This window comes from Vibrio sp. 03_296 (assembly GCF_002265885.1).
The window spans coordinates 1-1257 of record NZ_NPKW01000349.1 but is presented as its reverse complement, the minus strand read 5'-3'; the positions used below and the strand labels follow the sequence as shown (position 1 = coordinate 1257).

The 1257-nt window shown below is 48.4% G+C and carries 2 pseudogenes; one reads left to right on the top strand and one right to left on the bottom strand.

The window, feature by feature from the left end:
• Positions 1-10: 10 nt before the first annotated feature.
• Positions 11-488: pseudogene (gene rnhA, locus CIK04_RS24555) on the bottom strand (ribonuclease HI).
• A gap of 68 nt (positions 489-556) precedes the next feature.
• Here rnhA and dnaQ point away from each other — a divergent pair.
• Positions 557-1250 (top strand): annotated as a pseudogene (dnaQ, locus tag CIK04_RS24550) (DNA polymerase III subunit epsilon).
• Positions 1251-1257 lie beyond the last annotated feature (7 nt).

Genomic DNA, 1257 nt, shown 5'->3' with positions numbered 1-1257 from the left:
AGAGAGTAGTTTACTCGGCAGGCTGAGTAATCCATGTGTCGTCTAGGGTTGGGTTTTCGGCCGCGGTACGTGCCAACTTCGTCACACATTTCGTTTTCACGATTGGCCAGCGTGTCCTTTGACCCAGCGCCAGTCAATCGTATGGCGAGTGGTTTCTTTATCAAGCGCTTGCCAAAGGTCGGCGTTTTTGACCGGTTTTTTTATCGGCGGTTTTCCAACCGCGCTTTTTCCAATTGTGGATCCACTGAGTAATACCTTGTCGAACATATTGGCTATCGGTTGTGAGAATCACATTGCAAGGTTCTTTCAAGGCCTGAAGAGCAACGATGGTAGCCATCATTTCCATTCGGTTGTTGGTGGTGAGTCTATACGCCTTGTGCTTAAGGTTTTTTCGTACTTGTTTGTAACGCAAGACGACACCGTAACCACCGGGTCCAGGAGTTACCGAGGCAAGAACCGTCAGTGAAAATTTCAACTTGTTTTGTCATGTTTTGGTACTATTAGCGAAAGCCATGTTTAAAGCATACGTTCTGCATAGTCTGACACACATATCATTATGAATACCAGTAACAATTCTGAATACGATCGTATCGTTGTGCTCGATACGGAAACCACGGGTATGAACCGTGAAGGTGGCCCACACTATATGGGGCACAGAATCATCGAAATCGGGGCGGTGGAGATCATCAACCGCAAGCTGACCGGGCGACATTTCCATGTTTACCTTAAGCCAGACCGTGAAATTACTACCGATGCGATCGATGTTCACGGTATTACCGATCAGTTCTAGTTGATAAACCGGAGTATCGTCAAGTTCATCCAAGAGTTCCTAGAGTTCATTAAAGGGGCAGAGCTGGTGGCTCATAACGCGCCCTTCGACGTGGGCTTTATGGATTATGAGTTCGGTAAACTGGACGCCGCTAATCGGTAAAACCGATGACTACTGCAAGGTGGACCGATACGGCTGGCGAATGGCGAAGAAGATCTTCCCCTGGCAAGCGTAACAATCTAGACGTTTTGTGTGAACGCTACGGCATTGATAACTCACACCGAACGCTCCACGGGGCATTGCTCGATGCGGAGATTCTAGCGGATGTTTACCTGCTGATGACCGGTGGGCAAACCAGTTTGGAGTTCAACGCCAACTCGCAAGAAGGCGGTGGTGAAGACATTCGCCGAGTGGCGGGGCGAAAATCTCTTAAGGTTTGCGTGCAACGGCCGATGAATTAGAAGCGCCACAATCTAGATGATATTGTA